Here is a 22,851-nt window from a genome sequence, read left to right on the forward strand (position 1 = left end):
TTTTGAACCAAAAATCAAATTATTCTGTGTTATTGAGATAGTAAAAACAAGCACCTTGATGTAGTAATGTTGAGGTAACTACACTTGTTTAAATCGAAACAAAAGCGAACATTAGAGTAATCAATTAAAACAAATATAAATCAGTATGAAAAAAATCTACACAAAGTTTTCTTTGTTGACTTTATTGTGCGTGCTTTTATTAAACGTTGCTTTTGCCCAAAATGTTACAGTTAAGGGTGTGGTAAAAGATGACCAAGGGGTCACCATACCATCGGCTAGCGTAATGATAAAAGGCACCAATGGTGGAGTTCAAACAGACATGGAAGGTAACTATTCAATTAGTATACCAGCTAACGGCACATTAGTTTTCAGTTACATCGGTTTTACTACACAAGAAATAGCTGTAAATAATAGAACCTCTATAAACGTTACCTTATTAATGGCAAAAAATGACCTAGAGCAAGTAGTTGTGGTAGGTTATGGAACACAGAAAAAGAGAGATGTAACAGGGTCTATTGCCAGTGTAAAAGGTTCTGACATAGAGAAATTCAATGTAACTAACCCAATCGCGGCTTTACAAGGTAAGGTTCCGGGTTTAACCATTACAAATTCTGGTTCTCCAGGTGCAAGTCCTACAGTACGTATTCGTGGTATCAACAGTACAAATAGTGCTAATCCACTTTATATTGTTGACGGACAAATGGTAGACAATATTGACTTTTTAAACCCAGCTGACATTGAAAGTATTGACTTATTACGCGATGCTTCTTCTGTAGCAATTTATGGTTTAAGAGGTGCTAACGGTGTAATTGCAATTACAACCAAAGTTTCTGCTAGAGGAAAAACCACTGTTAATTTTCAAAGTACTTTCGGTATACAAAGAGTTACAGATAGAATTGACGTTACAGATGCTGAAGGATTTAAAAAATTGTACTCTGCTCAGTTAGCAAACTTAAACGCGGCACCTCAGGATTATACTAATTATAACGCCAATACCGACTGGCAAGATTTAATTTTGCGTAATGCAGCTATTAATACTAACTCGCTAAGCATTAGTAACAGTGGCGAAAAAAGTACTACACTAATTAACATTGGTTACAACGATCAAGATGGAGTAGTTAAGTACAATAACTTCAAGAAATTCATTGCTCGTTTAAATGAAGAAATAAGAATTACAGATAAAATAAAAGTTGGTGGTAATTTTACAGGTTTTCATTGGAGAAATAATCCATCACAAGCAGGTTTAAACAATGCTATTTGGGCGGCTCCTATTGTTGCCGTGCAAAGCCCTAATGGTTTGTATAATACTATGCCATTGTTTCAAAGAGCACAAGTTGGTAATGCAATGTATGCTTTAGAAAGAAACAGAAATACAGATATCAACAGAGGATATAGAATAAATGGTAGTTTGTTTGCAGAAGTTAAGTTCTTAAAAGACTTTACCTTTAGATCTTCAGTGTATACCGACTTAGGTTTTAACAATTCTAGAAGTTACTCGCCACTTCCTTTCACAGTAGTTAATTTGGGTGAAGGAGCTGCACCTACAGAAACTTTTTACGATACAAACGTAAGAACTACCGTGGGACAAAGCGCAAACGAATATCGTTCATATCAACAAGATCATGCAATAACTTACGATAAAGAATTTAAAGGTGGGCATAAGATTACGGCTGTTGGAGGTTTCTCTTCTTGGTTCTCATCGAGCACTACACTTTCTGGTTCTCGTAGAGACACTACTCTAAATGTGCCAAACGATCCAAACCTTTGGTATATAAACATTATAAATGCTAACAATCCAACCTTTAATAGTGGTGGTGGTGGCGAGCAATCTAACGCCGGCTTCTTTTTAAGAGGTAGTTATGCTTTCCAAAACAAGTATTTATTAAACGCAACTGTTAGGAGAGACGGTAGTTCAAAACTTCCGCAAAGCAACAGATGGAAAACATTTGGTAGCGTTGGTTTAGGATGGGTTGCTAGTGAGGAATCATTCTTTAAAGATAATATTAAGGGTATAGACTTCTTAAAAATCCGCGGTTCGTGGGGTAAATTAGGTAACTCTAATGGGTTGGGAAGTAATCTATTTCAAGTTGGTTTATCTAACGCAAACACTGCAATTTTTGGCGATAATATTTATACAGCTGTTACAAACGCATATAGGCCAGATCCGAATCTTAGGTACGAAACTGTTCAAGGAATTGACTTAGGTTTAGAAGTTAAAGCATTAAATAATCGTTTGAGTGCAGAAGTTGGCGTTTATAACAAAACTACTACCGATATATTGACATCATTTCCATTGATTGGATCTTTGGGCAGCGAAACTTTCTATACCAACTTAGGAAAAATCACCAACAAAGGTATCGAGGTAATGTTAGGTTGGAACGATAAAATTGGTGATGACTTTACTTACAACGTGAATGCGAACTTTGCTTACAACAAAAACTTTGTAAATTCATTGGGTAACACTACAAATTTCCAAATCCAAGGAAATGGTGGCGTTAACATTACAGAAACTGGAAGGTCTATCGGTTATTTCTATGGATATCAACAAACTGGCATCTATCAAAACACTGCAGATATTGCTCAAAACGGCAGTTTTGCAGATTCGCAACCGGGTGATATCAAATACGCGGATTTAAATGGCGATGGTTTAATTACCCCTGCCGATAGAACTTATTTAGGCACTCCTTTCCCTCCTTATAGTTATGGATTAAGCTTATCAATGGGTTACAAAGGTTTCGATGCAACTATTGAAGGACAAGGTGTAGCAGGAAACAAGATTTACACGCAACGTAGAACTGCTAATTTTGCTGTTTTAAACTACGAAAGCAACAGACTTAACGCTTGGACAGGTGCTGGATCAACTAACGTAGAGCCAATTCTAAATAATGCTAGGTCTAATAACTTCTTGTTCAGCAGCTATTATTTAGAAGCTGGTGATTATTTCAGATTAAGAAATGTACAAGTGGGTTATACTTTCGCACCTAACGCTTTAACTAAAGTTGGTGTTAACAAATTGAGATTGTTCTTAAGTGGTCAGAACATTAAAACTTGGAGCAAAGTTAGCGGATATACTCCAGAGGCTCAAGTTGGAAGCATTTTAGGTGGTGGTGCAGATAACGGCGTTTACCCTGTACCAGCAGTTTATTCATTTGGCTTAAATGTAACTTTCTAAGTTGTTAATCATTATTTAATATAAATAAAATGAAAATATTTAATCACACTAAAAGATATGTTGGCATAGCAGTACTTTCAGCTACACTACTATCAATTAATACGGGTTGTCAAAAATTTCTTGACACAAACAAACAAGGAGAATACATCAAAGAAGATTACCCCTACCCTCTAGGATCAGGTGTATATGATCAATTCTTATTTGGCGCATACAAAGATTTGAGGTCCTATGATGTACACGTGGACGGTTTTATGGTTGCTACTAGTATCAGAAGCGATGATGCAGATAAAGGCAGTACGCCATCAGATGGTGGGGCCGATGTAATCTCAATGGATAACTTCCCGGTTTTACCGAGCAACGGAAGATGTAATGCATTATGGACTGGCTATTATGCATTAATTAATAAGTGTAATATTGTACTAGATCAAATTGAAACTAACCAAGAGTTAGTGGCTACAGAAGCAGTTAAAATTCAATCTCAGGCCGAAGCTCGATTTATCCGTGGCTATGCCTATTTCATGCTTGTTCGTCTTTTTGGAAAAGTTCCTTTGGTTGAAAGCCTATCTACAGTTGCAGGCTCAAACATTCCGCAAAGCACACCAGAGCAAATTTATACTTTCATAGAAAGTGATTTAAACTTTGCTGCTGCGAACTTGCCTTTAGCTTGGGATAAGAAATTTGTTGGGCGTGCAACAAAAGGCGCTGCAAACGGAATTTTAGCAAAGGTGTATCTAACACAAAAGAAATGGTCAATGGCTATGGCTTCAGCAAATGCGGTAATGGTTTCTGGAAAATATGATTTATTAACTCCATACACCAAAATTTTTGGAGAAAGTGGAGAAAATAGTTCAGAGTCGGTTTTCGAAATCCAAGCAACTGCAAGCGCTTCTGTACAAACGGCTAACGGACTTCAAAATTCTAGCCATCAAGGCGTACGTGGTTCTGGTGTATGGAATTTAGGCTGGGGTTGGAATACACCAAGCACTATATTAGAGGCAGCTTACGAGCCAAATGATCCTCGTAAAACAAGAACAATTCTTTACACAAGTACGGGTACAACTCCTGGTATTACAGTTTACGGAGAAACTACGCCGCTAGGTCTACCAAACCCTAGATACAACCACAAAACACATTCTAGTCCGTCTTACAGAGCAGCTGTTGGCCATAACTTTGGTTATTGGATGAATGTTAGAATTTTGAGATATGCAGATGTTGTTTTAATGTATGCAGAAGCTGCAAACGAAGTTGGTGGCACTGCCAATGCAAATGCTGCTTTAGCGGCAGTAAACAGTGTGAGAGCAAGAGCTAGAAAAGATGCACCTGCAGGAGCACCAGCTGGTATTTTACCAGATGTTACTACTACAGATCAAACTTTATTAAGAGCGGCTATACAGCACGAAAGAAGAATAGAACTTGCTATGGAGCATGATCGTTTCTTCGATATCGTTAGATGGGGAGTTTCTCAAGCTGCAATGGTTGCTGCAGGCAAAACAAATTTCTCTGCCAGTAGAGATAATTTATTGCCTATACCGCAAACTCAAATAGATTTGAGTAAAGGTGTACTTAAACAAAACGACGGTTACTAACCTTAAAAAACAGAAAGATGAAATTTTCGAATTTATATAAATACGCAATGTTGGGCCTTATAATTGGCTCAACAACCTTATCTTCTTGTGATAAAGATGATAACCCTAACAATTTGCCAGATGTTAGCGCAGAAGATTACGCTGGGACAATTGACGGTTTTAAAAGCACCGATGAGATTTATCCAAATAACTTGGTAGCTTACTTTAATTTCGACGACACTTACGCCGAAAAGATTAGCGGAGTTACGCCAACTTTAGCAGCTGGAAACAGCTTTGTAGCTGGAGTTAAAGGTAAAGCGGTTAACTTAAATGCTGGTTACTTATATTATGGAACACAATTAGCCGCTTTAAAAACGGATGTGTTTAAAAGTTTTACCATTAGCCAATGGATTAAAATTTCCAATAATGGTTCTAAAAGAACGATGCTGTTAACTATTGCAAGACCTGGGCAATTACAAGGCAATATAAACATCAATTTAAACACTCAAGCTAGACCAGCGTCGAATATCGATTTTCTTGGTATTCAGCCAATATTTTCAGCAGTTGCTGGCACACAAGATAATGCAAATGCTACATTATCTCCTAAAATAGGTCCAGATAATTGGGTTCACTTCGTATTATCTTATAACGGTTTAACCGGAAGATTTAACATGGTGGCTAACGGAGTTAACATTGGTAGCTATAGTGATAGAGGTGTTGGAAACAGTCTTTTCAAATCTTACGAGCCAAGCGAACTTATATTTGGTGCCAATTACAATTTAGTCCCTGGCAAAACTGTAAATACAGACGTTGCTTATGCAGCGATGACAGGGGTTATCGATGAAGTGAGAATTTATAATAGGTTTATTCCTGATGCAATCATTAAATCAATGTATCAGTTAGGCTTAGCAAATAAATAATTAAATTAACTACAGTACCTCACTTTGCAGGTACTGTAGTTTTATCAAACCATCCCCTTGTGAAGCTGACTCAACATACAAATATCAGACTTAAGACAATTAAAACTCTTGCGGTTACACTCCTCTTTTTTTTAGGCATTGCCTGCAAAAAAAACAAATCTACCGGCGATCTTTCAAACGATACTTCACTTTCATTTACCGTAAACAACACCAATAACGGCACCTTAAAATACACTGGTTTAAATTTAAAACCTGCAATAAAATTTAGCTTTACAGAAGCTATAAACACAAATACCGCATCTAGCGGGATAATCCTAAAAGACCAATCTGGCTTTACAGTGCAAACTGCAAACGCTTTTCAAGATGGCGATAAGACATTGGTGGTAACTCCACAAAGTGATTTAAAATCATTCACAAACTACACACTCGCTGTAACTAATGATTTAAAATCTTCCTCTGGCGGAAGATTAATCAACCCTGTTAACATCAGCTTAACAACAGGATTAGAGAACAGCGATAAATTCAACAGAATAACAGACGATGAGTTGTTGACTTTAGTGCAACAGCAAACCTTTAAATATTTTTGGGATTTTGGCCACCCAACAAGTGGCATGGCAAGAGAACGAAACACATCCGGCAATACAGTAACTACAGGTGGTTCAGGTTTTGGAGCAATGGCAATTGTAACAGGTATCCATCGTGGGTTTATTAGCAGAGCTGATGGATTAGCAAGAATGCAAAAAATAGTCGATTTCCTAAAAAACAAAACCACTCGATATCATGGTGCTTTTCCGCACTGGATAAATGGGGAAACTGGTGCTACTTTACCATTTAGCGCTAAAGATAACGGCGCAGATTTGGTAGAAACATCGCTACTAATACAAGGATTGATTACTGTAAGACAATATTTTAGCAATTCCACCGTAGCCGAAACAAACCTGCGTAATGATATTACCCAATTATACAACGATGTAGAATGGGCTTGGTTTAGAAAAGACAATAGTAATACCCTATACTGGCATTGGAGCCCAACAAATGCTTGGGATATAAACCTGCCAATACAAGGTTGGAACGAATGTTTGATAACTTATGTTTTAGCGGCATCTTCGCCAACTTCATCTATCCCGAAATCGGTTTACGATCAAGGTTGGGCACGTAATGGCGCTATGAAAAATGGCAATACTTTTTATGGTATTCAACTACCGCTAGGCACAGCTAATGGTGGCCCCTTATTCTTGTCTCACTACTCGTTTTTAGGTATCAATCCTATTGGATTAGCCGATGCGTATGCTAATTACGAAACGCAGAATAAAGCTCACGCTAAAATAAATTACAATTATTGCGTAGCCGATCCAAATAAATTCGGCTATAGCGCCGATAATTGGGGCTTAACAGCAAGTGATATACAGAATGGTTACACAGCAAGTTCGCCAACTAACGACAGGGGCGTGATAGCGCCAACCGCGGCACTGGCATCTTTCCCCTACACACCTACAGAATCTATGCAGGCACTAAAATTCTTCTATTATAAACTAGGCGACAAAATATGGAAGGATTATGGTTTTGTTGATTCGTTTAGCTTAAGTGAACCTTGGTTTGCAAGTTCGCACTTAGCAATTGATCAAGGTCCGATTATTATCATGATAGAAAATCACCGTAGTAAACTACTTTGGAATTTATTTATGAGTGCGCCTGAAGTAAAAACCGGAATGAAAAACTTAGGATTTACCAGTCCGAATCTTTAAAACACACACCATGAAATACATACTTACTTTATCCCTTCTCGTTTTTTTAGCCGGTTGTTCTGCGCAGAAACATAAAGATGCCATTACTACAAACAAAAAGTTAAGCGATGACGAATTGCTTACAATCGTTCAAAAAAAAACCTACAAATACTTTTACGAGGGTGCCGAACCTACTTCTGGTTTAGCGAGAGAACGCTATCATAGCGACGATATATACCCTCAGAACGATAAAAATATTATTGCTACAGGTGCAAGTGGCTTCGGTATTATGGGAACAATTGTAGCCATAGAACGTAAATTTATAAGCAGAGCGCAAGGCTACGAGCATTTAAAAAAAGGAATAGATTTTTTAGCTAAAGCAGAGCGATTCCATGGCGTTTGGCCACATTGGATACTCCCATCTGGAAAAGCAAAAGAGTTTGGTAAAAATGATGACGCAGGTGATTTGGTAGAAACTTCTTTCCTTGCACAAGCTTTGGTTTGCGTTCGTCAATATTACGCTAACGGAAACGCTGAAGAAAAAGCTTTAGCAAAAAAGGCCGATGAACTTTGGAAAGGCATAGAATGGGATTTTTATAGACAAAACAACCAAAATGTATTGTATTGGCATTGGTCGCCAAAATCTGCTTGGAAAATGAATTTTGCCATCACCGGATATAACGAATGTTTAATTACCTATGTTTTGGCTGCCTGCTCTCCTACTCATGGTGTACCTGCAGAAGTGTATCATCAAGGTTGGGCAAAAAGTGGAGCCATAAACACTAATTTATCGCTTTATAATCACCCTGTTAAGTTAAAACACAATGTTGTTGGTGAAAGTGTTGGACCACTTTTTTGGGCGCATTATTCGTACTTAGCATTAAACCCAAACGGACTTAAAGATAAATACGCCGATTATTGGCAAGAAAATAAAAGCCATACCTTAATAAATTACGATTATGCCATTGCCAACCCTAAAGGTTTTAAAGGCTACGGCAAAAACTCTTGGGGTTTAACGGCTAGCTACTCTGTTAAAGGTTATGCAGCACATATGCCCGATGAGGATTTTGGTGTAATCAGTCCTACCGCAGCACTTTCATCATACCCATATGCACCTAAAGAAAGCATGCAAATGATAAGGCATCTGTATGAAAATTTAGGAGATAAAGTTTGGGGCGAATTTGGTTTTTATGATGCGTACAGCGAAACGGCAAATTGGTTTCCTAAACGTTACATCGGTATAGATCAAGGCCCAATTGTGGTAATGATAGAAAATGGCCGTACTGGTTTAATATGGAACTTGTTTATGAGCGCTCCAGAAATTCAACAAGGTCTAACCAAATTAGGTTTCACTTACAAGAAATAATATAACACACGTAAAATGAAAAGAATAATCTCCTTAATTTTTTTAGCGGCTATTTGTGCCAGTCCATTAATTGCACAGCAGAAAAAAGCTGTAAATCCAGCACAGCAGAAAATGGATAGTTTTATCACTGCGTTAATGGCTAAAATGACTGTCGACGAAAAAATAGGGCAGCTAAACCTCCCAAGTTCTGGCGATATAACTACTGGTCAGGCGAGCAGTTCTGATATTAGCAAAAAAATAAAAGCCGGCCAAGTTGGTGGTTTGTTTAATATCAAAGGCGTAGATAAAATTAAAGCGGTGCAACAAATTGCTGTAGAAAATAGCAGACTTAAAATACCTTTGCTTTTCGGAATGGATGTTATTCACGGCTATCACACGGTTTTTCCAATTCCTTTGGGCATCAGTGCTACATGGGATATGGATGCGATAAAAAAATCGGCCAGAATTGCAGCTACTGAAGCAAGTGCAAGCGGCATTAACTGGACTTTTTCACCTATGGTGGATATTTCTAGAGATCCAAGATGGGGGCGAATTTCAGAAGGTAGTGGCGAAGATCCATACTTAGGTTCTCAAATTGCGAAAGCAATGGTAACTGGTTATCAAGGTAAACTTCAGGCAAACAACGAAATTTTAGCTTGCGTAAAACACTATGCACTTTATGGTGCTGGAGAAGCTGGGAGAGATTATAATACGGTTGACATGAGTCGTGTGAGGATGTACAACGAATATTTACCTCCGTACAAAGCAGCTGTAGATGCTGGTTCCGCAAGTATCATGGCGTCTTTTAACGAGGTTGAAGGCATTCCTGCTACAGGAAGCAAATGGTTAATGACCGATGTTTTACGTAAAGAATGGGGCTTTAAAGGTTTTGTTGTTACAGATTACACCGGCATTCCAGAAATGATAGAACACGGCATGGGCGATTTGCAAACAGTTTCTGCATTGGCCTTAAATGCTGGTATAGATATGGATATGGTAGGCGATGGTTTCCTTAACACCTTAAAAAAATCTCTAGCAGAGAAAAAAGTAAGCATGGATCAAATTAACCGTGCTTGCAGATTAATTCTAGAAGCAAAATACAAGTTAGGCTTATTTACAGATCCTTATAAATTCTGTGATCCAACCAGAGCCGAAAAAGAAGTTTTTACGCCAGAAAATCGCCAGGTAGCAAGAGAAATTGCGGCAGAAAGTTTTGTGTTGTTAAAAAACAGCAACAATACTTTGCCTTTAAAAAAATCAGGTACAATTGGATTAATTGGGCCATTATCTGATAATACCGCAAATATGTACGGCACTTGGAGCGTAGCTGCATTGTTAGATAAATCTGTAACGGTTTTACAAGGATTGAAAAATGCGTTGGGTAACGACGCTAAAATTTTAACGGCTCGCGGTTCTAACTTTTTGGCAGATTCGGTAATGGAGCATCGTTATGTAAACGTTCATAATCCAACCTACAAACGCGATTCGAGAACCGAAGCAGCCTTGATAAAGGAAGCGTTGGATGTTGCTAAAAAATCTGACGTAATTGTTGCCGTAATGGGCGAAGGATCTGAGTTTAGTGGCGAAAGCAGCAGCGTAACCAGTATTGATCTTCCAGAAACGCAAAAAAACTTATTAAAAGAATTAGCCAAAACAGGCAAACCTGTGGTACTGGTATTGTTTACCGGCAGACCATTAGCTTTAAAATGGGAAAATGAAAATTTACCAGCTATTTTAAATGTTTGGTTTCCGGGCAGCGAAGCTGGAAATTCTATTGCCGACGTTTTGTTTGGCAACGTAAATCCGTCTGGAAAATTAACCGCAACTTTTCCTCAAAACGTTGGTCAGGTGCCACTTTATTACAGCCATAAAAACACCGGCCGACCAGAAGCTGGTAAATTCACTAAATTCCGTTCAAATTATTTAGATGTTACTAACGATCCACTTTACCCGTTCGGTTTTGGTTTAAGCTATACCAATTTCAGCTTTAGCGACATCAAACTAAGTTCAAATACCTTAACAGCCGGAAAATCGATTACCGCTACAGTTAAATTAACCAACAATGGCAAATATGATGGTAAGGAAGTTGTACAACTGTACACAAGAGATTTAGTGGGAAGCATTACCAGACCCGTTAAAGAATTAAAAGGTTTCCAAAAAATTAGTTTAAAAGCTGGCGAAAGCAAAGATGTTACCTTTACCATTACCGAAGAAGATTTGAAGTTTTACAACTCTAACTTAAAATTTGTAGCCGAACCCGGCGACTTTAAATTATTTATTGGAGGAAACTCTAGAGATGTTAAAGAAACCAGTTTTAAATTAGTAAAGTAAAAATCAAGCCCTAAGGCGAACAATATAGTTCAATAAAATATGAAAAGAATATCATTAATCTTCGCGTTTTTCTTCATTATCTCTTCAGCATTTGCGCAGGATTTATCTCTATATAAAAAGGAGAATTTTGTAGTGGGTGCCGATACAATGAAGTATCGTATTCTTTATCCTGAAAATTTCGATGCAAATAAAAAATACCCGATTATGTTTTTTTTACATGGCCGAGGTGAAAGTGGTAATGATAATCAGAAACAATTGGCTAACGGCGGAAAGTTGTTTTTAAAAGATGATTTTAGAAAGAATACCCAAGCAATTGTTATTTTTCCGCAATGTGCCGAAACCAGCTATTGGGCTAATGTAGATATCGATGTTGTTAGCGACAAAAGGTTTTTCACCTTTATTAAAGGCGGTGCGCCAACAAAATCAATGGATTTGTTATTGAAACTAACCGACGAATATGTAAATAAACCTTTTGCCGATAAGAGCAAAATCTATGTTGGTGGCCTTTCTATGGGCGGTATGGGAACTTTCGAACTTCTAAGACGCAAGCCAAAAATGTTCGCCGCTGCGTTTGCTATCTGCGGTGGCGATAACCCGGCTAATGCTAAAAAATACAAAAACGTTCCCCTATGGATTTTCCACGGCGGGTTGGATGATGTTGTAAACCCTCAGTTATCTTATAGCGTTTACCGCGAGTTGCGTAAATTGGGCAATACACCAAAATTTACCATTTATCCTAAGGCAAACCACAACAGCTGGGACGCTACTTTTGCAGAACCGCAGTTGTTACCTTGGCTATTTAGCCATAGTAAATAAGGTTTATTACTTTTTAAAGTCATGCCAAATTCAGCATGAGCGGTAAGAAAAAGTTATTAGTTTACTTTGAAAAGCAGTGTTCGGCATCTTATCGGATCAGCAAGTCCTGCCATCCGCTTTACTCTCCCGATGTAAAATCGGGATTCGTGCTCGCTCTTGTCAGGTTTAGTTTACTTAGGCAGTCCTAAGTAACATAGACCCGACATAAACGAAAAGCCCGGAGCGAAGTGCAACGGAGTGAGGACTTGAAATGATGGCGGGACAGAAGTAAAAAAGCAGCACAGGAATTGCTCTTCAAAAACGTTAAATAAAAAAGGCTTGAAGAAATTATCTCCAAGCCTTTATATTTTTCTTAATAAACGCTTTTGTTAGCGCATTACGCAAATGCTATTCTGCCATGTTGTGATAAACGGCCTGAACGTCATCGTCCTCTTCCAATTTATCGATCAATTTTAAAACATCCGCGGCCTGCTCTTCGGTAACCTCATGATGAGATAACGCGATACGCTCCAACTTCGAGCTTTTCAATTCGATCCCTTTTTCCTCTAATGCTTTTTGCAATGATCCGAAGTTTTCGAAAGCACCTTGCGCAACCGCAATATCGTTTCCTTCTTCATCAGATTCTACATAAAGTTCCTCTAAACCAGCATCAATCAATTCGAATTCCAATTCTTCCAAATCCAAATCTTCTGCAGGTACAAATCTGAAAATTGATTTACGGTTAAAAACGAAATCCAACGAACCTGTTTTACCCAGCGAACCATCGGTTTTGTTAAAATAACTACGAACGTTTGCAACCGTACGATTAGTATTATCGGTAGCTGTTTCAATTAAAACTGCTACACCATGTGGCGCATAACCTTCGTAAACAATTTCTTCGTAGTTAGCCATAGATTTATCAGAAGCACGTTTTATGGCTGCTTCTACCCTATCTTTAGGCATATTTACCGCTTTGGCATTTTGCATAGCGGTACGTAAGCGAGAGTTGGTTTCTGGATGAGGCCCAGACTCCTTTACTGCCATTACAATATCTTTACCAATACGCGTAAACTGAACGGCCATTTTAGCCCAACGCTTAAACTTTCTCTCTTTTCTAAATTCGAATGCTCTTCCCATTTTTTATTATTTTGAGTTAGCGATAAGCGGAAAGCGAAAAACGCAGACACTTAACGCCAAACGTTTTTATTTCTTTAAATTATTTAACATATCTTCCGTCATTTTAGCCAAATCAAATTCTGGCTTCCATAACCAATCTTTTTTTGCAAAACTATCGTCAATAGACTTTGGCCAGCTGTTAGCTATTTCCTGTCTCGGATCGTTTTCAGTATAATTTAACTTAAAATCAGGAATATGCTTTCTAATTTCTGCCGCCAAAACCTCTGGCGTAAAACTTACGCCGCCAAAATTGTAACTAGATCTAATCGAAATCTGATCGGCTGGTGCATCCATTAATTGAATAGTTCCCCTAATGGCATCGTCCATATACATCATAGGCAATTCTGTAGTAGCCGACAGAAATGAAGAATAGCTTCCCTTTTTTAATGCTTCGTGAAAAATGTGTATTGCATAGTCGGTAGTACCGCCACCGGGTGCGGCTTTCCAACTAATTAATCCAGGGTAACGGATACTTCTCACATCTAAATTATATTTTTGGTGATAATACTCGCACCAGCGTTCGCCCGCTAATTTACTAATGCCATAAACCGTATTGGGATCCATGGTACAAAATTGTGGTGTGTTTTCTTTTGGCGAGTTCGGGCCAAAAACAGCTATCGAACTTGGCCAGTAAACTTTTGCGGTTTTGTAAACTAAAGCTAAATCTAGCACGTTTAACAAGCCATTCATGTTTAAATCCCAAGCCAGCTTCGGATTTTGTTCTCCTGTGGCAGATAATAACGCTGCTAATAAATAAACCTGTGTTGGTTTATATTTCTGAAAAATGTCTTTCAGCGTGTCTTTTTCTAACACGTTTACAAACTCAAATGGCCCTGCATTTTTAGTTTCGTAATCTGGTCTGCGTATATCGCATGCAACAACATTATCATTGCCATAACCTTTACGTAAAGCGGTTACCAATTCGGTTCCAATTTGGCCGTTAGAGCCTAAAACAAGTATTTTCTCAATCATACAATTTTGGATTGCAACAAAGTTAAAAAAATGCTACAAACCTTATCATCCGCTTGCAATTAATTGTGTAAACTAATTTTTACAAAAGGCTAAATGTTGTAAAACCCTACCTAAGTGTATATTGTACAATATTTGCATTTGTAGCGTTTATAAATAAGTGTGTTAACAATACATCTTCACATTTTTTATTTACTTTAAAGGCACAAAACAAATAATGTAATTTATATGGACAGAAGAGAAGCCGTAAAAAGCGTTGCTTTTTTAATTGGCGGAGCCTTATCGGCTACTACAATAGCCACTTTATTCGACAGTTGTAACGAACCCGGAAAAAGTGGAGTTTTATTTACCGACAACCATGGAAAACTAGTTACAGAACTTGCTGACATCATCATCCCTACTACAGCAAAATCGCCAGGTGCTAAAGCTGCCAATGTTGGTCCGTTTATTACCATGATGGTAAAAGATTGCTACCCCGACGATGCTCAAAAAGCATTTGTAAAAGGATTAGATGATTTGGAAGCTAGCGCTAAAAAAGATTTTGGCAAATCATTCCTAGAAATTTCTGTTAAAGAACGCGAGCAATTGGTTACCAAAGTTAGAGACCAAACTGTTGCAGCGCAAAAAGAAGAAAACGATAAAATTGCTGAAGCCGAAAAGCTAGAGCAACAAACTAAAGGTGCAAGGCCTGAAAAGGAAAAGGCCGGCAACCCAATGGCTTTTAAAGAAGGTCCAAAAAAGGCACCTCAATTTTTTGCTATCGCGAGAGATTTAACCATGCTTGGTTTCTTTACGTCTGAAATTGGTGCAACCAAAGCATACGAATTTGTAGAAATACCTGGCCGTTATGATGGTTGTGTAGATTTAAAACCTGGTCAAAGAGTTTGGGCATAAACAATATTATCATTAAAAAATGAATTTAAATACTAAAGCAACAGCGCAAAATACTTATGATGCGATTGTAGTTGGATCTGGAATTAGTGGTGGTTGGGCTGCTAAAGAACTAACAGAAAAAGGACTAAAAGTGTTAATGCTAGAGCGTGGCAGAAACATAGAACATATAAAAGATTATACCACGGCAATGAAAAAGCCTTGGGAGTTTGAGCACCGTGGAAGGTTAACTGAAGCGCAGAAAGAAACACATCCAGTTCAAAAAAGAGATTATCCTTATCAAGAATATAACGAGAGCTTTTGGGTTAACGATTTAGAATGCCCTTATACCGAAGTTAAAAGGTTTGATTGGTACCGTGGTTTCCACGTTGGAGGTAAATCTTTAATGTGGGGTCGCCAAAGTTACCGCTTAAGCGATTTAAATTTTGAAGAAAATGCAAAAGATGGCCACGGTGTAGATTGGCCAATCCGTTATAAAGATATAGCGCCTTGGTACGATTACGCAGAGAAATTTATTGGTGTAAGTGGCGAAAACGAGAATTATCCTCACTTTCCCGATGGACATTTTCTACCGCCGATGCAAATGAACTGCGTAGAGAAATCTGTAAAAGAGCGCATCGAGAAAAAATATAACAGAAGCAGAATCTTAACCATGGGCCGTACAGCTAATTTAACTGTAGCACATGGTGGAAGAGGAAGTTGCCAATACAGAAATTTATGTAGCCGCGGTTGCCCTTTTGGTGCTTATTTTAGTACGCAGTCATCTACTTTACCCGCAGCAGTGGCTACCGGCAACTTAACACTAAGACCATTTTCTTTAGTAAACGAAATCATCTACGATAAAGAAACGCAAAAAGCAAAAGGCGTAAGAATTATCGATGCTGAAACGATGGAACATATTGAGTATTTTGCTAAAATCGTTTTCGTAAATGGCTCAACCTTAGGTTCTACTTTCTTATTATTAAATTCAACTTCCGCGGAGCATCCAAACGGATTAGGTAACGGAAGCGGCGAATTGGGGCACAATTTAATGGATCATCATTTCCGTTGTGGTGCTTCTGGCCAAGCAGAAGGTTTCGACGATAAATACACTTACGGCAAAAGAGCTAATGGTATTTACGTACCTAGATACAGAAATGTGGGTAACGATAAACGTGATTATGTTCGTGGTTTCGGTTACCAAGGTGGCGCAAGCCGCTCGGGTTGGCACAACGACATTGCCGAACTAGCTTTCGGTGGCGATTTTAAAGATTTAATTTCTACCCCAGGTATTTGGAGTATGGGACTTGGTGGTTTCGGAGAAACACTTCCGCACCACGAAAATCGTGTTTATATTGATAAAAATAAAAAAGATAAATGGGGACAACCAGTATTGGCCATCGATTGCGAGTTTAAAGATAACGAAGCAAAAATGAGAGTTGATATGATGAACGATGCTGCTGAAATGTTAGAAGCATCTGGAATCAAAAATGTAAAAACTTACGATAATGGTTCTGTTCCGGGGATGGCAATTCACGAAATGGGTACCGCACGTATGGGTCACGATCCAAAAACTTCGGTTTTAAATAAGTGGAACCAAATGCACGAAGTTAAAAACGTGTTTGTTACAGACGGTTCTTGTATGCCTTCGGCAGCTTGTCAAAACCCATCTTTAACCTATATGGCATTAACCGCACGTGCTGCAGATTTTGCTGTAAGCGAATTAAAAAAAGGAAACCTATAAAATGGCAAAAGGTAAAAGGTTTGAGGTTTTAGGTTAATGACCTAAACCTTAAACTTTTTCCCAAACCTTAAATTATGAGAGAAAAAATAAGAATGGGATTGATTGGCGGTGGCAAGGGTGCATTTATTGGTGCCGTTCACCGTATGGCTGCCAGTTTAGATGGATTAATCGAAATCTGTTGTGGCGCATTGAGTTCAAATCCCGAAACTGCAATTTCCTCTGGCAAAGATATTTTCTTGCCAGAAAACAGAACCTACACATCTTACACAGAAATGATTACCGCAGAAAGTAAACTTCCAGTTTCTGAAAGAATGCATTTCGTCAGTATCGTTACGCCAAACAATGTACATTTCGAGCCAGCAATGATGGCCTTAGATCACGGTTTTCATGTGGTAATAGATAAGCCAATTACACTTACTTTGGATGAAGCGAAGGCTTTAGCACAAAAAGCAGAAGAAACCGGCTTAACTGTTTGCCTAACACATACTTATTCTGGCTACCCAATGGTTAAGCAGGCCAAATATCTTGTTGCCAAAGGCGATTTGGGAAAAATAAGAAAAGTAGTGGTAGAATACCCGCAAGGATGGTTAAGCCAACCTGCACCTAATGAAAATAAACAAGCTGCTTGGCGTGCAGACCCATCTAAAAGTGGCATAAGTGGCTGTATGGCTGATGTCGGTACGCATGCTGCACATTTAGCAGAATATATCTCTGGCCTAAAAATCACTAAGATTTGTGCCGATTTAAATATCGTTGTTGAAGATAGATTATTGGATGATGATGGTAATCTACTGCTAAAATTCGATAACGGTGCAAACGGACTTTTAATGGCTTCGCAAATCGCCGCTGGCGAAGAAAATGCAATAAAAATTTACGTTTATGGCGAAAAAGGTGGCTTAGAATGGCACCAAATGGAACCAAACACCCTAACTGTTAAATGGTTAGACCAACCAATGCAAGTTTACCGTACCGGAACCAGCTATATGTCCGATATCGCAAAAGCAAATACACGTACCCCATCTGGACATCCCGAGGGATATCTGGAAGCGTTTGCGAATCTTTATAAAAACTTTGCACTCACTTTAAACGCAAACTTAACCGGCGAAAAACCTACCGAGGCGATGTTGGATTTCCCAACAGTAGTTGAAGGCGTAAGAGGAATGGCATTTATAGAAAACGTAGTAGCATCTAGCAAATCGGATCAGAAATGGTATGATTTTAAAATTTAATTAGAAATGACAACGATAAAAGGTCCAGCAGTATTTTTAGCCCAATTTATTGGAGACGAAGCACCGTTTAATTCTCTTGAAGGAATTTGTAAATGGGCGGCAGATTTAGGTTTCAAAGGTATCCAAGTACCTACGCTTGATAAAAGATTTATCGATCTAAAACTTGCCGCAGAAAGCAAAACTTATGCTGATGAGTTAAAAGGAAAAGTTGCAAGTTTTGGCTTGGAAATAACTGAACTTTCTACGCATTTGCAAGGACAGTTGGTAGCCGTTAACCCAGCTTATGATAGCTTGTTCGACGCATTTGCAGCAGACGAAGTTAAAGGCAATCCTAAAGCCAGAACCGAATGGGCCGTACAGCAACTAATGTACGCGGCCAAAGCTTCTCAAAATTTAGGTTTAAATGCACATGCTACTTTTAGTGGCTCGTTGCTATGGCATACTTTTCATCCTTGGCCACAACGCCCAGAAGGTTTGGTTGATGATGGTTTTACAGAATTAGCAAAACGTTGGTTACCAATTTTAAATGAATTTGATAACTGTGGCGTAGATGTTTGTTATGAAATACATCCAGGCGAAGATTTATTTGACGGTGAAACTTACGAGATGTTTCTTGATAAAGTAAATCAGCATAAACGAGCTTGTCTGCTTTACGATCCATCGCACTTTGTGCTACAACAACTAGACTATATACAATACATTGATTTTTACCACGAGCGTATCAAAGCCTTCCACGTAAAAGATGCGGAGTTTAATCCGACAGGAAAGCAAGGAACTTTTGGCGGTTACCAAAGCTGGGCTAACCGTGCAGGAAGATATCGCTCTCCAGGTGATGGCCAAGTAGATTTTAAACGCATTTTCAGTAAATTATCGCAGTACGATTTTAAAGGTTGGGCGGTAATGGAATGGGAATGTTGTATTAAAGATTCTGAAACCGGTGCTAGAGAAGGTGCCGAATTTATCAAAAAAAATATTATTCCGGTTACCAGCAAAGCATTTGATGATTTCGCCGCATCTGGCGGAAACCAAGATTTTAACAAAACAATACTAGGTTTATAACTAAATCGATTTATTAATGACATATTAGTAAATATTATTTATGTTTACACTGAGTGATTCTTAACAAAACAACAATAAACACACAATGAAAAGAACTTTATTAATTCTGAGTGCAGTAACCTTATTTTTAGGCGCTTGTGGTGGTTCATCAGAAAGTACAGATACTGCTAGCTCAACTGCAACTACCGCTCCTACTGTTTCTAAGCCAGCAATGGATCCAGGAGAACTAGCAATCGTAAAATCTGATTGTATTGGTTGCCATAACAAAGACAATAAAATTATTGGCCCATCTTATTTAGAGATTGCCGAAAAATATCCTTCTACCGACGAAAACATAGCACTTTTGGCAAGCAAAATTATTAAAGGTGGTAAAGGTGTTTGGGGAGAAATTCCGATGACGCCACACACTAAAATAACAGAAGACGAGGCAAAAACAATGGTTAAATATATCCTCTCGCTAAAAAAATAACTTTCACTCTAAAAGTCTAACCAAATGGACAGTGTAAAAAAAGAAACGGCTAACCAAGGGAGAAGAAATTTCCTGAAAACCAGTGCTGTTGCAGCAGCTGCGTTTATGATTGTACCTCGCCACGTTTTAGGTGGGCCAGGTTTTTTGGCACCTAGCGATAGGCTAATTGTTGCTGGTGTAGGCGTAGGTGGTAAAGGACAAAGCGATATTGCTATGTTTGCCAAAAGTGGTAAAGCTGATATCGGTTTCCTTTGCGATGTACACGACAGCAGAGCGGCAAATAGCGTAAAAGCATTTCCAAAAGCTAAATACTATCGCGATTGGAGAGAAATGTACGACAAGGAGCATAAAAATTTCGATGCCGTTTCTGTGTCAACTCCAGACCACAATCATGCTGTACAAACATTGGCAGCTATGCAGCTGGGCAAACACGTTTACGTTCAAAAACCATTAACACACGATATTTACGAAGCTCGTGCCTTAACCGCAGCTGCCAAACAATATAAAGTTGTTACGCAAATGGGTAACCAAGGTGCTTCAAATAACGGCCCTCGCCAAATGAGAGAGTGGTATGAAGCTGGTTTAATTGGCGATGTGCACACAGTTTACGCCTGGACAGACAGGCCAGTTTGGCCACAAGGTATTCCATGGTCTGCAAACCGTGCGGAGGTACCTAAGGATTTAGATTGGGATTTATGGCTAGGTACTGCGCCTTACAAAGAATATGTAAATAAACTCGTTCCTTTTAACTGGCGTGGATGGTGGGATTACGGAACCGGTGCGCTAGGAGATATGGGTTGCCACCTTTTAGAAGCGCCATTTAGTGTGTTAGACTTAAAATATGCTAAATCTGTTGAAGCTAGCGTTGGTTCTGTTTACGTTGATGAATTTAAACGTGGTTATTTTCCAGAAAGCTGCCCTCCTTCTAGTCATGTAACCTTAAAATTCCCAAAATCTAGCAGAACCGAAGGTGATGTTACAGTACATTGGATGGATGGCGGTATACAGCCAGAAAGGCCCGAAGAATTACAAGCGAACGAAATTTTTGGCGATGGTGGAAATGGAACTTTATTTATCGGTACAAAAGGTAAAATGATGAGTAGCACTTATAGTGCGAATCCTCGTTTGTTGCCTTTATCAAAAAATCAAACTATCAACGTTAAAGAAAAATATGCCCGAGTTAAAGACGAGGCAAATGGTCATTATGCGCAATGGGTTGAAGCTGCAATTGCAGGACATGGTAAACATCAGTTAAGTTCGCCATTTGAAATTGCTGGTCCATTAACCGAAGCTTTGCTAATGGCTAATTTGGCCATTCGCGGTGCAGATATTCAACGCAAGGATGCAGAAGGAAAAATCACCTATCCTGGAAGATATACCAAGTTACTTTGGGATAATGATGCCATGAAGGTTACCAATTTTGATGATGTTAACCAATTTGTAAAACGCGAATACCGTAAAGGCTGGACTTTAGGTTCTTAAATTATTATAAAATAAATTTCAATGAAAAAATATATATTGTCTGCATTAGTTTTATTTGCTACCACGCAATTAGCCAATGCACAAAAAGGTTTTAAACCTTTATTTGATGGTAAAACTACTACAGGATGGCACACCTACGGAAAAACAACGGTAGGAAATGCGTGGAAGGTTGAAGATGGCGTTTTACACTTCGACCCAAAAGCTAAAAATAATGATGGTGGCGATTTAGTTACGGATAAAGAATACAGCAATTTCCATTTAAAAATAGACTGGAAAGTTTCTCCAAAGGCCAATAGTGGTATTATTTTCTTTGTTAAGGAAGAACCTAAATACAGGCAGACTTATTTAACCGGACCAGAAATGCAGGTTATTGACAATGATGGCCACCCAGACGCAAAAATCACTAAGCACCGTGCTGGCGACTTATACGATATGCTTAAAAGTACATCAGAACCGGTTAAGCCTGTTGGCGAATGGAACACTGCTGAAATCATTAGTAAAAACGGAAAACTAACCTTTGTTTTAAATGGTGTTAAAATAGTAAAAACCACCATGTGGGACGATAATTGGAAAGCTCTGATTGCTGGGAGCAAATTTAAAACCTGGCAAGGTTTCGGTACCTACAAAAGCGGAAAAATTGCTTTGCAAGATCACGGAGATGAAGTTTGGTTCAAAAATATCCTAATTAAAGAATTGTAAAAACTCAGCCAAAAGCGTTGAGCTTTTTTGCTTTTCGCTTTAAGCGTACTAAAACCTAAACAAATGAACTCAATTATCCGTACTAAACTATCTTTCATGATGTTCCTAGAATTTTTTGTCTGGGGAGCATGGTTTGTTACATTAGGTACATTTTTAGATAAAAATTTAAGTGCAACAGGTGCTGAATCGGGCTCTGTATTCTCTACTCAATCTTGGGGCGCAATTGTAGCACCGTTTATTATTGGCTTAATTGCCGACCGTTATTTTAATGCCGAAAAGATTTTAGGTATTCTACACATTATTGGTGCTTTTTTGATGTATCAGATGTACAATGCTACAGACGTAACAGTATTCTACCCTTACGTACTAGGTTATATGATTTTGTTTATGCCAACCTTGGCATTAGTAAACTCGGTATCTTTTAATCAAATGACCGATCCAGAAAAAGATTTTTCGAAAATTAGAGTTTGGGGAACCATTGGATGGATTGTTGCCGGTTTGTTAATTAGCTTTGTTTTCCATTGGGATTCTCCAGAAAATATTACCGCAGGTTTGTTAAAAAACACTTTTTTAATGGCAGGCGGAGCATCATTAATCTTGGGTCTGTTTAGCTTTATGCTTCCAGCAACGCCACCTAAGGTATCAAAAGACGAGAAAATTAAAGTAAGCGATATCCTAGGTTTAGACGCACTTAAACTTTTAAAAGACAAAAACTTTGCTGTTTTCTTTATCTCATCTATTTTAATTTGCATTCCTCTGGCATTTTATTATCAAAATGCAGGCTTATTCTTAGCAGATATTAAAATTTCTAATCCGACAGGAAAAATGGCAATCGGGCAAGTTTCCGAGGCATTATTTTTATTGGCCATACCAGTTTTCTTTAGCAAATACGGATTTAAAAAAACCATTTTGGTTGGTATGTTGGCTTGGGCAGTGCGTTACATTTTGTTTGCCTTTGGTAATGGTGGCGAATTAAGCTTCATGCTAATTATTGGTATCGCTTTACACGGTATCTGTTACGATTTCTTTTTTGTATCTGGTCAAATTTACACGAATTCTAAAGCTGGAGAAAAATTTAAGAGTGCAGCCCAAGGTTTAATAACACTGGCAACTTATGGTATAGGCATGTTAATTGGCTTTAAAGTAGCTGGCTTAATTACAGATACCTATAAAGCTGGTGAAATGGTAGATTGGAAAATGGTTTGGATAATACCTGCAGGCATCGCATTCGTAGTTTTCTTATTATTTTCTTTATTATTTAACGACAAATCTAAAGCCGACGTTAACGTTTCACACTAAATC

At 38.4% G+C, this 22,851-nt stretch carries 17 protein-coding genes; 15 read left to right on the forward strand and 2 right to left on the reverse strand.

Going from position 1 to position 22,851, the window contains the following annotated elements:
* Positions 1–145: 145 nt before the first annotated feature.
* The 7 genes from DUT69_RS15845 to DUT69_RS15875 are packed head-to-tail and all read left to right on the forward strand — an operon-like array spanning position 146 to position 11,873.
* A complete protein-coding gene (locus DUT69_RS15845) occupies positions 146–3,172 on the forward strand; it encodes a SusC/RagA family TonB-linked outer membrane protein (RefSeq protein WP_113654245.1) in 3,027 nt (1,008 codons plus the stop codon).
* Positions 3,173–3,201: 29 nt separating this feature from the next.
* Positions 3,202–4,758, forward strand: a complete 1,557-nt coding sequence (locus DUT69_RS15850; RefSeq protein WP_113654246.1) for a RagB/SusD family nutrient uptake outer membrane protein — start codon at positions 3,202–3,204, stop codon at positions 4,756–4,758.
* Between the two features lie 17 nt (positions 4,759–4,775).
* On the forward strand, positions 4,776–5,657 hold the full coding sequence (locus DUT69_RS15855; protein ID WP_113654247.1) for a LamG-like jellyroll fold domain-containing protein: 882 nt from the start codon (positions 4,776–4,778) through the stop codon (positions 5,655–5,657).
* Between the two features lie 59 nt (positions 5,658–5,716).
* Positions 5,717–7,402: a glucoamylase family protein gene (locus DUT69_RS15860; protein WP_240186740.1), complete on the forward strand. Its 1,686-nt coding sequence runs from the start codon at positions 5,717–5,719 to the stop codon at positions 7,400–7,402.
* Between the two features lie 10 nt (positions 7,403–7,412).
* Complete coding sequence (locus DUT69_RS15865) at positions 7,413–8,747, forward strand: glucoamylase family protein (RefSeq protein WP_113654248.1); 1,335 nt, start codon at positions 7,413–7,415, stop codon at positions 8,745–8,747.
* 15 nt (positions 8,748–8,762) lie between these two features.
* Entirely contained in the window at positions 8,763–11,057 is a 2,295-nt protein-coding gene (bglX, locus tag DUT69_RS15870) for a beta-glucosidase BglX (RefSeq protein WP_113654249.1), read from the forward strand.
* A gap of 39 nt (positions 11,058–11,096) precedes the next feature.
* On the forward strand, positions 11,097–11,873 hold the full coding sequence (locus DUT69_RS15875; RefSeq protein WP_113654250.1) for a carboxylesterase family protein: 777 nt from the start codon (positions 11,097–11,099) through the stop codon (positions 11,871–11,873).
* A gap of 387 nt (positions 11,874–12,260) precedes the next feature.
* On the opposite strand, the gene DUT69_RS15880 is transcribed toward DUT69_RS15875, so the two are convergent.
* Both DUT69_RS15880 and DUT69_RS15885 read right to left on the reverse strand, forming a co-directional pair.
* Entirely contained in the window at positions 12,261–12,989 is a 729-nt protein-coding gene (locus DUT69_RS15880) for a YebC/PmpR family DNA-binding transcriptional regulator (RefSeq protein WP_113654251.1), read from the reverse strand.
* Positions 12,990–13,055: 66 nt separating this feature from the next.
* Positions 13,056–14,000: an NAD-dependent epimerase/dehydratase family protein gene (locus DUT69_RS15885; RefSeq protein ID WP_113654252.1), complete on the reverse strand. Its 945-nt coding sequence runs from the start codon at positions 13,998–14,000 to the stop codon at positions 13,056–13,058.
* Between the two features lie 225 nt (positions 14,001–14,225).
* Between DUT69_RS15885 and DUT69_RS15890 the strand changes: the two genes are divergently transcribed.
* The 8 genes from DUT69_RS15890 to DUT69_RS15925 all read left to right on the forward strand — a co-directional run bounded on the left by DUT69_RS15890 (position 14,226) and on the right by DUT69_RS15925 (position 22,848).
* A complete protein-coding gene (locus DUT69_RS15890; RefSeq protein ID WP_113654253.1) occupies positions 14,226–14,891 on the forward strand; it encodes a gluconate 2-dehydrogenase subunit 3 family protein in 666 nt (221 codons plus the stop codon).
* A gap of 19 nt (positions 14,892–14,910) precedes the next feature.
* Positions 14,911–16,611, forward strand: a complete 1,701-nt coding sequence (locus DUT69_RS15895) for a GMC oxidoreductase (RefSeq protein ID WP_113654254.1) — start codon at positions 14,911–14,913, stop codon at positions 16,609–16,611.
* Positions 16,612–16,685: 74 nt separating this feature from the next.
* Positions 16,686–17,840, forward strand: a complete 1,155-nt coding sequence (locus DUT69_RS15900) for a Gfo/Idh/MocA family protein (RefSeq protein ID WP_205314290.1) — start codon at positions 16,686–16,688, stop codon at positions 17,838–17,840.
* Between the two features lie 6 nt (positions 17,841–17,846).
* On the forward strand, positions 17,847–18,899 hold the full coding sequence (locus tag DUT69_RS15905; protein WP_113654256.1) for a sugar phosphate isomerase/epimerase family protein: 1,053 nt from the start codon (positions 17,847–17,849) through the stop codon (positions 18,897–18,899).
* An 85-nt stretch (positions 18,900–18,984) separates the two neighbouring features.
* The gene (locus tag DUT69_RS15910; RefSeq protein WP_113654257.1) at positions 18,985–19,368 is read left to right on the forward strand and encodes a c-type cytochrome; all 384 of its coding nucleotides are present in this window, start codon (positions 18,985–18,987) and stop codon (positions 19,366–19,368) included.
* A gap of 24 nt (positions 19,369–19,392) precedes the next feature.
* Positions 19,393–20,850 (forward strand): Gfo/Idh/MocA family oxidoreductase, encoded by a 1,458-nt coding sequence (locus DUT69_RS15915; RefSeq protein ID WP_113654258.1) that lies wholly within the window; start codon positions 19,393–19,395, stop codon positions 20,848–20,850.
* 21 nt (positions 20,851–20,871) lie between these two features.
* A complete protein-coding gene (locus DUT69_RS15920; protein ID WP_113654259.1) occupies positions 20,872–21,549 on the forward strand; it encodes a 3-keto-disaccharide hydrolase in 678 nt (225 codons plus the stop codon).
* A 63-nt stretch (positions 21,550–21,612) separates the two neighbouring features.
* Positions 21,613–22,848, forward strand: coding sequence for a nucleoside permease (locus DUT69_RS15925; RefSeq protein WP_113654260.1), 1,236 nt, complete (start codon positions 21,613–21,615; stop codon positions 22,846–22,848).
* The last annotated feature ends 3 nt before the right edge of the window (positions 22,849–22,851 follow it).

Source organism: Pedobacter namyangjuensis, from assembly GCF_003313325.1.
In the GTDB taxonomy this organism is placed as follows: Bacteria; Bacteroidota; Bacteroidia; order Sphingobacteriales; family Sphingobacteriaceae; genus Pedobacter; species Pedobacter namyangjuensis.

What these genes read in the sequence shown, in the direction of transcription:
- DUT69_RS15865 (WP_113654248.1), top strand. Translation starts at nt 7,413, where the DNA reads ATGAAATACATACTTACTTTATCCCTTCTCGTTTTTTTAGCCGGTTGT.
- DUT69_RS15885 (WP_113654252.1), bottom strand. Translation starts at nt 14,000, where the DNA reads ATGATTGAGAAAATACTTGTTTTAGGCTCTAACGGCCAAATTGGAACC.
- DUT69_RS15875 (WP_113654250.1), top strand. Translation starts at nt 11,097, where the DNA reads ATGAAAAGAATATCATTAATCTTCGCGTTTTTCTTCATTATCTCTTCA.
- DUT69_RS15910 (WP_113654257.1), top strand. Translation starts at nt 18,985, where the DNA reads ATGAAAAGAACTTTATTAATTCTGAGTGCAGTAACCTTATTTTTAGGC.
- DUT69_RS15850 (WP_113654246.1), top strand. Translation starts at nt 3,202, where the DNA reads ATGAAAATATTTAATCACACTAAAAGATATGTTGGCATAGCAGTACTT.
- DUT69_RS15880 (WP_113654251.1), bottom strand. Translation starts at nt 12,989, where the DNA reads ATGGGAAGAGCATTCGAATTTAGAAAAGAGAGAAAGTTTAAGCGTTGG.
- DUT69_RS15915 (WP_113654258.1), top strand. Translation starts at nt 19,393, where the DNA reads ATGGACAGTGTAAAAAAAGAAACGGCTAACCAAGGGAGAAGAAATTTC.
- DUT69_RS15925 (WP_113654260.1), top strand. Translation starts at nt 21,613, where the DNA reads ATGAACTCAATTATCCGTACTAAACTATCTTTCATGATGTTCCTAGAA.
- DUT69_RS15920 (WP_113654259.1), top strand. Translation starts at nt 20,872, where the DNA reads ATGAAAAAATATATATTGTCTGCATTAGTTTTATTTGCTACCACGCAA.
- bglX (WP_113654249.1), top strand. Translation starts at nt 8,763, where the DNA reads ATGAAAAGAATAATCTCCTTAATTTTTTTAGCGGCTATTTGTGCCAGT.
- DUT69_RS15855 (WP_113654247.1), top strand. Translation starts at nt 4,776, where the DNA reads ATGAAATTTTCGAATTTATATAAATACGCAATGTTGGGCCTTATAATT.
- DUT69_RS15895 (WP_113654254.1), top strand. Translation starts at nt 14,911, where the DNA reads ATGAATTTAAATACTAAAGCAACAGCGCAAAATACTTATGATGCGATT.
- DUT69_RS15890 (WP_113654253.1), top strand. Translation starts at nt 14,226, where the DNA reads ATGGACAGAAGAGAAGCCGTAAAAAGCGTTGCTTTTTTAATTGGCGGA.
- DUT69_RS15900 (WP_205314290.1), top strand. Translation starts at nt 16,686, where the DNA reads ATGAGAGAAAAAATAAGAATGGGATTGATTGGCGGTGGCAAGGGTGCA.
- DUT69_RS15905 (WP_113654256.1), top strand. Translation starts at nt 17,847, where the DNA reads ATGACAACGATAAAAGGTCCAGCAGTATTTTTAGCCCAATTTATTGGA.
- DUT69_RS15845 (WP_113654245.1), top strand. Translation starts at nt 146, where the DNA reads ATGAAAAAAATCTACACAAAGTTTTCTTTGTTGACTTTATTGTGCGTG.